The 8,666-nt window shown below is 69.0% G+C and carries 8 protein-coding genes; 3 read left to right on the forward strand and 5 right to left on the reverse strand.

Translation table 11 applies throughout. From position 1 onward, the window contains the following. Positions 1–266 (reverse strand): DUF5319 family protein (locus QK444_RS26735; RefSeq protein WP_282784857.1); only part of this gene is annotated, 266 nt, incomplete at its 3' end. Between the two features lie 271 nt (positions 267–537). On the opposite strand from QK444_RS26735, the gene guaB reads away from it, so the two are divergent. Then, entirely contained in the window at positions 538–2,052 is a 1,515-nt protein-coding gene (gene guaB, locus QK444_RS26740) for an IMP dehydrogenase (protein WP_282784859.1), read from the forward strand. A gap of 333 nt (positions 2,053–2,385) precedes the next feature. Further along, positions 2,386–3,519: a GuaB3 family IMP dehydrogenase-related protein gene (locus tag QK444_RS26745; RefSeq protein ID WP_282784861.1), complete on the forward strand. Its 1,134-nt coding sequence runs from the start codon at positions 2,386–2,388 to the stop codon at positions 3,517–3,519. Positions 3,520–3,977: 458 nt separating this feature from the next. Here the strand turns inward: QK444_RS26745 and QK444_RS26750 are convergent, their stop codons facing one another. Further along, positions 3,978–4,793: an alpha/beta hydrolase gene (locus QK444_RS26750; protein WP_282784863.1), complete on the reverse strand. Its 816-nt coding sequence runs from the start codon at positions 4,791–4,793 to the stop codon at positions 3,978–3,980. A 175-nt stretch (positions 4,794–4,968) separates the two neighbouring features. Between QK444_RS26750 and guaA the strand changes: the two genes are divergently transcribed. Continuing rightward, positions 4,969–6,552, forward strand: a complete 1,584-nt coding sequence (gene guaA, locus QK444_RS26755) for a glutamine-hydrolyzing GMP synthase (RefSeq protein ID WP_282784864.1) — start codon at positions 4,969–4,971, stop codon at positions 6,550–6,552. Between the two features lie 59 nt (positions 6,553–6,611). Here the strand turns inward: guaA and QK444_RS26760 are convergent, their stop codons facing one another. The 3 genes from QK444_RS26760 to QK444_RS26770 all read right to left on the reverse strand — a co-directional run. Then, entirely contained in the window at positions 6,612–7,904 is a 1,293-nt protein-coding gene (locus tag QK444_RS26760; protein ID WP_282784866.1) for a hypothetical protein, read from the reverse strand. A 135-nt stretch (positions 7,905–8,039) separates the two neighbouring features. Then, positions 8,040–8,234, reverse strand: a complete 195-nt coding sequence (locus QK444_RS26765; protein ID WP_282784868.1) for a hypothetical protein — start codon at positions 8,232–8,234, stop codon at positions 8,040–8,042. Next, a partial coding sequence (locus tag QK444_RS26770; protein WP_282784870.1) for a LiaF domain-containing protein occupies positions 8,227–8,666 on the reverse strand: 440 nt, incomplete at its 5' end. The genes QK444_RS26765 and QK444_RS26770, both read right to left, overlap by 8 nt.

Raw genomic sequence — 8,666 nt, forward strand, 5'->3', positions numbered from 1 at the left:
AGCTGGAGCAGGTTGGCGCGCAACATATCCCAATCGTGGTAATGATCCTGCCGACAGTCCTCGCAGCTGACCACGAGTCCGCGGATGCCGCGGTGCGCCAGCAGCGCCTCGTACACTGCGAGGTCGGCGAGATCCTCCTCGACCGCTAGGCGCTCGTGAGGATCCAGCGGTTCCCCCGGCTCGATGGCATCGAGCGCGGCCGACGGGTCGGAGGGATCTCCGGCGAATGGATCCGGCGGCAGGCCAGGTGGTAGATGGTCACGCACAGGTCCACGGTACGCAGAGATGGCCCTTCCGCGCCAGCGCTGACACCCATTTGCCCTGACATAACTGGTTCCTTAGCGCAAATCCGGCGCTACCGACGTACCCGTCTCCGCCGCCCGCGGCGCGGCGGAGGGCACATCGAACACAACTTTGCGCGACCGATACCATGGACGGGCAGATGCCGGGTAGCGATCTTCGGTATCGAAATCAATCCATTCGTCCGCCGGGTCCTGCTCCGGTGGGCATTGCCGAGGTCCAGGAGGGGTCGATCCGATGAGCAGTCCCGTGACAGGCGGCGACGATCCGAACAAGATCGCCATGCTCGGGCTGACGTTCGACGATGTGCTGCTGCTGCCTGCCGCGTCCGACCTCATTCCGAGTTCCGTCGATACCTCCAGCCGGTTGACCCGGGAGATCTCGCTGCGCACGCCGCTGGTGAGTTCGGCCATGGACACCGTCACCGAGGCGCGCATGGCCATCGCCATGGCGCGGGCGGGCGGTATGGGCGTGCTGCACCGCAATCTCTCCGTCGAGGCGCAGGCCGCCCAGGCCGAGACCGTGAAGCGGTCCGAGGCGGGCATGGTGACCGATCCGGTCACCTGTCGGCCCTCCGACACCCTCGCCGACGTGGACGCCATGTGCGCGCGGTTCCGCATCTCCGGTTTGCCGGTGGTCGACGACGCCGGAATCCTGGTGGGCATTATCACCAATCGGGATATGCGCTTCGAGGTCGACCAGAACCGCGAGGTCGCCGAGGTGATGACCAAGGCCCCGCTGATCACCGCCCAGGAGGGCGTGACCGCGGAGGCCGCGCTGGGCCTGCTGCGCCGCCACAAGGTGGAGAAGCTGCCGATCGTGGACGGCAACGGCAAGCTGCGCGGACTCATCACCGTCAAGGACTTCGTCAAGACCGAGCAGTACCCGAACGCCACCAAGGACCGCGACGGGCGACTGCTCGTCGGCGCGGCGGTGGGCGTGGGCGAGGACGCTTGGTCGCGCGCCATGACGCTGGCCGACGTGGGCGTGGACGTGCTGGTCGTGGACACCGCGCACGGCCACCAGTCGGGCGTGCTGCAGATGGTGCAGAAGGTCAAGGCCGAGGTCGGCGACCGGGTGCAGATCATCGGCGGCAATATCGCCACCCGCGCCGGTGCCAAGGCCCTGGTCGAAGCCGGTGTGGACGCGGTGAAGGTGGGCGTGGGCCCCGGCTCCATCTGCACCACCCGCGTGGTCGCCGGTGTCGGCGCGCCGCAGATCACCGCCATTCTGGAGGCGACCGCCGCGTGCAAGCCGCACGGTGTGCCGGTCATCGCCGACGGCGGCGTGCAGTACTCCGGTGATATCGCCAAGGCCATCGCGGCCGGCGCGTCGACGGTGATGCTGGGCTCGCTGCTGGCCGGTACGGCCGAGTCGCCGGGTGATCTGATCCTGGTGGGCGGCAAGCAGTTCAAGAGCTACCGCGGCATGGGTTCGCTGGGCGCCATGCAGGGCCGCGGCGAGGCCAAGTCGTACTCCAAGGACCGCTACTTCCAGGACGATGTGCTGTCGGAGAAGAAGCTGGTGCCCGAGGGCATCGAGGGCCGGGTGCCGTTCCGGGGCCCGCTCGACACCGTGATCCACCAGCTGGTGGGCGGTCTGCGCGCCGCCATGGGCTACACCGGCTCGCAGTCCATCCCGGACCTGCAGGCCGCCCAGTTCGTGCAGATCACCGCCGCCGGCCTCAAGGAATCGCACCCGCACGACATCACCATGACCGTCGAAGCCCCCAACTACACCACCCGCGCCTGACGCGGAACCACCCCACCCGCCGCAATGCTCCAACCTCCCGGTGCAGCAACCCCCGTGCTCCAACCCGCGGTGCACGACCTCGCGATGCACACCAACCACGCGGCGCTCCACCCCGCAGTACTCAAAGATCGACAACCCTCGGTACTTCACCCCCCAGTTCCCACCCCCGCAGTACTCCACTCCCGGCCCCCAGCCGAACGCGCCGCGAATCCGCCGGAGCGAAGCGGAGGCAAAACAAACACAGCCGCGAATCCGCCCGGAGCGAAGCGGAGGGCAAATAAGACACAGCATCCGCCGGAGCGAAGCGGAGGCAATCAAGCACAGGAGGAACCGATGCGCGATATGGTCGAGATCGGCATGGGCCGGACTGCCCGGCGCACTTACGAACTGGACGATGTCGACATCGTTCCCTCGCGGCGGACCCGCTCGTCGAAGCAGGTGTCGCTGGCGTGGCAGCTCGATGCCTACCGTTTCGAGATCCCGTTCCTGACGCATCCGACCGATGCGTTGGTCTCGCCGGAGTTCGCCATCGAGCTCGGCCGTCACGGTGGTCTCGGCGTCATCAACGGTGAGGGCCTGTGGGCGCGGCACGCCGATGTGGAGGCCAAGATCCAGCAGCTCACCGAGGTGGCCGAGAAGGAGGGGACGGAGGCCGCGGTCGCGTTGCTGCAGGAGTTGCACGCGGCCCCGATGCAGCCGGATCTGCTGGCGGCCGCGGTGGCGCAGGTGCGGGCCGCGGGTGTGACGACCGCGGTGCGGGTGAGCCCGCAGAACGCGCGCACGCTGACCCCCGCCCTGGTGCAGGCCGGCATCGACCTGCTGGTGGTGCACGGCACCATCATCTCGGCCGAGCATGTGGGCGACGGTGAGCCGCTGAATCTCAAGACGTTCATCGCCGAACTGGATGTGCCGGTGGTGGCGGGCGGTGTGAGCGATCACCGCACCGCGCTGCATCTGATGCGCACCGGCGCGGCGGGTGTCATCGTCGGTTACGGCTCCATGCAGGGCGCGACGTCGACCGGTGAGGTGCTCGGTATCGGCGTGCCCATGGCCACGGCCATCGCCGATGCCGCTGCCGCGCGCCGCGATTACCTGGACGAGACCGGCGGCCGCTACGTGCATGTCATCGCCGACGGCGACATTCTCACCTCGGGGCACGTGGCCAAGGCCATCGCCTGTGGGGCGGACGCGGTCATGCTCGGTGTGCCGCTCACTCTGGCCGCGGAGTCTCCCGGCAAGGGCTGGTTCTGGCCCTCGGCCGCCGCCCACCCGTCGGTCCCGCGCGGCGCCCTGCTGCCCTACGCCATCGACGAGGAACGCGTTCCGCTCGCCCAGGTTCTGGAGGGCCCCTCCAACGACCCCTTCGGCTCCCTCAACCTGGTCGGCGGCCTCCGCCGCTCCATGGCCAAGACCGGCTACTGCGACCTGAAGGAATTCCAGAAGGTCGGCCTGAACGTCCGAGCCTGACCCAGCCGCCCGCACACAGCACCGCCGGGAGCGCAACACCCGTTGCGCCCCGGCGGAATCTTCGCCGCAACCCGCAACCCGCTGGTCCGCTACTGCCCTCGCCCTGACCGGAACGTCCACCCGCGCGGACTGACCGGCTCGTGACAACTGCCCTTGCTCCTGTCGGGACGCCCGCCTGCGCAGTTGGTTCGGCCGAGCGGATGCTGTCCTGATTTCGGCCGGGACGCCCGCCTGCGCAGTCGGTTCGGCCGAGCGGATGTCGTCCCCGTTCCGGCCGGGGCACTCACCGGAACTCTCGACCAGCGCCCAGCGGCATCCCTCGCGAACGGTGTTCACTCCGGAACCCTCGACCGGGGACCCAACAACTGATCTCGCACCGATTGGGGTAACTCATCGGGTACGTCCAGAATCGGATTGGCACTCGACCGCAGGCACGCGTGCATGTGCCTCAACGGCTCTCAGCCGCGCGCTGAAGTCCCGGAGAGGCGGGCTAGCGGCAGTGCGCGGAGGAAGTTCAGGATGGCGGTGTTCACCTCGCCGGGGTGGGTCATGTTGACGGTTTGGCGGGCACCTTCGATTTCCAGGTAGTGGGCGGCGGGCAGGCGGGCGGCGAGTTCGCGGGCGTTGGCGCGGGAGATCCCGCTGTTGGTGGGGTGGATAACCAATGCGGGACAGGTGATTTCGGATAGTCGGTCGAGTACCGAGTCGCGTCCGAGCAGGCAACCGGCGGCGACCTCGGTGGCGTGGTGGTCGCGGGCGAGCCAGCGTTTCACCCAGACGGCGCGATACCAGGCGTCGTCACCGATGAGCCATTCCGCGAGGTGTTCGGCGAGGGCGCGGCGGGGGCCGTTCTCATACCATTTGTCCAGGAAGCGACGGGCATTGGTGAGTTCCAGCGTGGAGGGTTCGTGTGCCTCGGTGCTGATGAGGATGAGTGCCGCCACGCGGTCGGGGGCCAGCAGCGCGGTGCGCAGTGCGGTGAATCCGCCCTGTGAGGTGCCGCCGATGACGGATCGCCGTACGCCGAGTTGGTCCAGTACGGTCAGCACGTCGCGGGCGCTGGTCCAGTAGGTGAAGGGCAGGCCCTTGTCGCGTGTGCGTCCGTGTCCGCGCGCGTCCCAGGTGACGATCCGGTACTCCGGTGTGAGCGCCGCCTGCTGCGACGCGAACATCGTTCGGTCCATGAGGAATTCGTGCCCCAGCAGCACTACCGGTCCATCGCCCCCGCTGTCCTCGTAATGGATTTCGGCATCGATCGCATGGGCGAATGGCACGAGGAAGAGGATAGTCACGGCCGGTGACAGAGATCGACAGTTTTGCCCCGTGCCGGGTGCGCGTACGGCGTGCCGCGCCACCCGATTTGTGTGTCTCGGGATGAATGCGTCGATCTTGGTCCGGACCGGTGCGCCCGACGGACGTGTGTCCTGCATCGCTCACTAGACTGAGCCGGTGGCAGAAACCCAGCGACCAGTCCTTGTCGTCGACTTCGGCGCGCAGTACGCGCAGTTGATCGCGCGCCGGGTGCGCGAGTGCAGTGTCTACTCCGAGGTGGTTCCGCACACCGCGACCGTCGAGGAGATCGCCGAGAAGCGGCCCGCCGCCGTGATTCTGTCCGGCGGCCCGTCGAGCGTGTACGCCGAGGGCGCGCCGCAGCTGGATCCGCGGCTGTTCGACCTGGACGTGCCGGTCTTCGGTATCTGCTACGGCTTCCAGGCCATGGCGCAGGTGCTGGGCGGTACGGTCGCGCACACCGGTACCCGTGAGTACGGCCGCACCGAGATCAATATCGACGGTGGTGTGCTGCACGGCGGCCTGCCGACCCATCATCCGGTGTGGATGAGCCACGGCGACGCCGTCACCGACGCCCCCGCGGGCTTCGAGGTCACCGGCACCACGCCGGGCGCGCCGGTCGCCGCGTTCGAGGACCGTGCCCGCAAGCTGGCCGGTGTGCAGTACCACCCCGAGGTGCTGCATTCGCCGCACGGTCAGCAGGTGCTGAGCCGCTTCCTGCACGAGATCGCCGGGATTCCGGCCGCGTGGACGCCCGCCAGTATCGCCGAGGCGCTCATCGCGGATGTGCGTGAGCGGATCGGCGACGGCCACGCCATCTGCGGCCTGTCCGGCGGCGTGGACTCGGCCGTCGCCGCCGCCCTGGTGCAGCGTGCCATCGGCGACCGGCTGACCTGTGTGTTCGTCGACCACGGGCTGCTGCGCGCGGGTGAGCGCGAGCAGGTGCAGCGCGATTTCGTCGCCGCGACCGGCGCCAAGCTGGTGACCGTCGACGCGGTGGAGAAGTTCCTCGGCGAGCTGAAGGGCGTCACCGATCCGGAGGAGAAGCGCAAGATCATCGGTCGGGAGTTCATCCGCTCCTTCGAGGACGCCGTCGCCGAGGTGGTGAAGTCCGAAGGCGAGGCAGCGTCCTCGGGGAGCTCCGCTCCCGCGGTCGAGTACCTGGTGCAGGGCACGCTCTACCCGGATGTGGTCGAGTCCGGCGGCGGTACCGGCACCGCGAATATCAAGAGCCACCACAATGTCGGCGGCTTGCCCGACGACCTGGAGTTCTCCCTGGTGGAGCCGTTGCGGCTGCTGTTCAAGGATGAGGTCCGCGCCGTCGGCCGCGAACTGGGCCTGCCCGAGGACATCGTCGCGCGCCAGCCCTTCCCGGGACCCGGCCTGGCCATCCGCATTGTCGGCGAGGTGACCGCGGACCGTCTGGAGCTGCTGCGCCAGGCCGACGCCATCGCCCGCGAGGAGTTGACCGCCGCCGGTCTGGACGGTCAGATCTGGCAGTGCCCGGTGGTGCTGCTGGCCGATGTGCGCAGTGTCGGCGTGCAGGGTGACGGCCGCACCTACGGCCATCCGATCGTGCTGCGTCCGGTGTCCTCGGAGGACGCCATGACCGCCGACTGGACCCGCCTGCCCTATGAAGTGCTGGAACGCATTTCGACCCGGATCACCAATGAGGTGGCGGAGGTCAACCGGGTGGTGCTGGATGTGACCTCGAAGCCGCCGGGGACCATCGAATGGGAGTGAGCGCCGGGCGCTGAGCGCGGTGTGGGCGGGCCCTCGATCCGGAAGGGTCGGCGGGCCCGCTACGTGTATGCGGCGACGCCGACGACCATCAGGACGACGAACAGCACCAGCAGTGCCGTGGTGGTGTGCCGGTGGTCGCGTGGCACGGTCGGATACCGTTGTGTGGTGCGGGTTTCCGACAGGTCGCGGGTCAGCAGGTCGACGCGGGCCGCGTCCACCCAGCCGCGCAGCCGGGGCCACGCGCCGAGCACGATCTCGTGGATGAAGCCGACCGTATCCCCGTCCCGGCTGATCAGGCGGGCGCGGGTGAGCAGCTCGAGTGCGGCGGCGGCCGCCTCCGGATCGGTGGTGCGGCGCAACAGGTCCGGGCGTGCGATGCGGCGGCGGGTGGCGTGGGCGTCGCGGTGGACCGCCACGAGTTCCGGCAGCATCGCCGTGGCGGCGGCCTGCTGCTCGGCGGTGAGCGCGTCCCAGGCGTGTTCGGCGGTCGCGGCCACCGCGCCCGAAATGCCGCCGGTGCTGCGGTATCCGGCGGTGGTGAGGCGGTGGCCCGAGCGGTGCCGCCAGGTCGCGGCCAAGGCGTGGGAGAGCAGCGGGAGCGTGCCTGGGTCGTAGCCGTGGCGGTCGTGGTGGTCGCGGACGCCGCACAGGTCGGTGATGATCAGTTCGTCGAGCCCGGGTTCCAGCTCGAGTCCGGCGAGGCGGGCCGGGCCGGTGATGGCCTGGGCCAGTTCGTCGGGGCGCATCGGGCCGAGTATGTAGCTGCGTTTCTCCAGCGCGCCTTGCAGACTGGAATAGGCGAGGCAGTGGGCGTAGCAGTCGGCGCGCAGGGCCAGCACCACGGCGGCGGTGTGCTCGGTCGCGCAGCGGTGCAGGGCCGCGAGGAATTCCGCACGGGCGGTTTCGCTTTCGCAGGCGGTGAAGAACTCCTCGAACTGGTCGACGATGAGCAGGCGCTGCCGGTCGAGCCGCTGGGCGGTGAGGGCGGTGATGATGTCGTCGGCGGTGAGGTCGGTGTCGCCCTCGATGCCGTAGGCGGCGGCCAGGGTGGCGATCGGGTCGGCGCCGGGGGTGATGGTGGTGACGTCCCAGTCGCCTACCGCGGGGACCAGCCCGGCCGCCAGCAGCGACGATTTCCCCGCTCCGGAGGCCCCGATGAGGATCACCATCCCGCTCGCGTCCCCGGCCGCCTCGCGCACCAGATCGGCGAATTCCGCTGTGGCGTGGGTGCGTCCGAAGAACAGATCGCGGTCGCGGCGCTGGTAGGGGGCGAGCCCGAGGTACGGACAGTCGGATTCGTCGGCGGTCCGGGTGGGGGCCTCGTACTCGGTCGTGGTCTCGCCGCTCACCATTGTTCTGTCCTCGATCTTCCCGAGTGCCGGTTGACCGGCCGTACCGCGTCGACCGCCCCAGTGTCGCATCCGTGGTCGCCTGGAATGCGAACGGCCCCTGAACCATTCGGGTCAGGGGCCGTACTCGCTGGTCGACTACTCCTTGCGTTTGCGTGGTGAGATCACCAGCAGCACGCCGACCACGATGGCGGTGATCACCACGATCCAGCCGAAGGACAGTCCCTCGGGCCAGGAGTGCGGGCCGATGAAGGCCCAGATGCTCACCAGCAGGCCGAGTACTCCGGCGACGAGGAGTGAGAACGACGGTCGGCGGGTCTTGTTGTCAGCCACGCTGCACCTCCACGGATCCCATGCTCATGTCAACGGCCAGGTCGAGAATCGGTCCCTCGGCGGGGCCGATGATGCCGCTGGGGCAGTTCTGCTCACCCATATCCACCGAGCAGTCGAAACGCACTCGCAGATCGTTCGGGACGAGGATACGGACCTCACCCATCGCCCCCTCGATCTTGGTCGTGCGGTCCTCGGTGAGGCGTAGATTGTTCAGGTCCAGGGTGGCGGAGCCGAACGCCCACGAGTACTCCGGGGCCAACTCGGCGGCGTCCTGCACCACCCAGACCCGATCGCCCATCCCGCCGCGGTCGAACTCGATCGGGCCGATCAGCGAGGCCAGCAGCACGAATCCGGCCAGCGGGGCGAGCACCACCATGAGTCCGTAGCCGCGCCGGACGAACGCGCCGACGATGAGGCCCAGCGCCACCACCG

This window comes from Nocardia sp. CC201C (genome assembly GCF_030010695.1).
GTDB lineage: Bacteria > Actinomycetota > Actinomycetes > Mycobacteriales > Mycobacteriaceae > Nocardia > Nocardia otitidiscaviarum.

Excerpts from the sequence above, each read along its gene's own strand:
- QK444_RS26745 (WP_282784861.1), top strand. The coding sequence starts at position 2,386 with ATGCGCGATATGGTCGAGATCGGCATGGGCCGGACTGCCCGGCGCACT.
- QK444_RS26760 (WP_282784866.1), bottom strand. The coding sequence starts at position 7,904 with ATGGTGAGCGGCGAGACCACGACCGAGTACGAGGCCCCCACCCGGACC.
- guaB (WP_282784859.1), top strand. The coding sequence starts at position 538 with ATGAGCAGTCCCGTGACAGGCGGCGACGATCCGAACAAGATCGCCATG.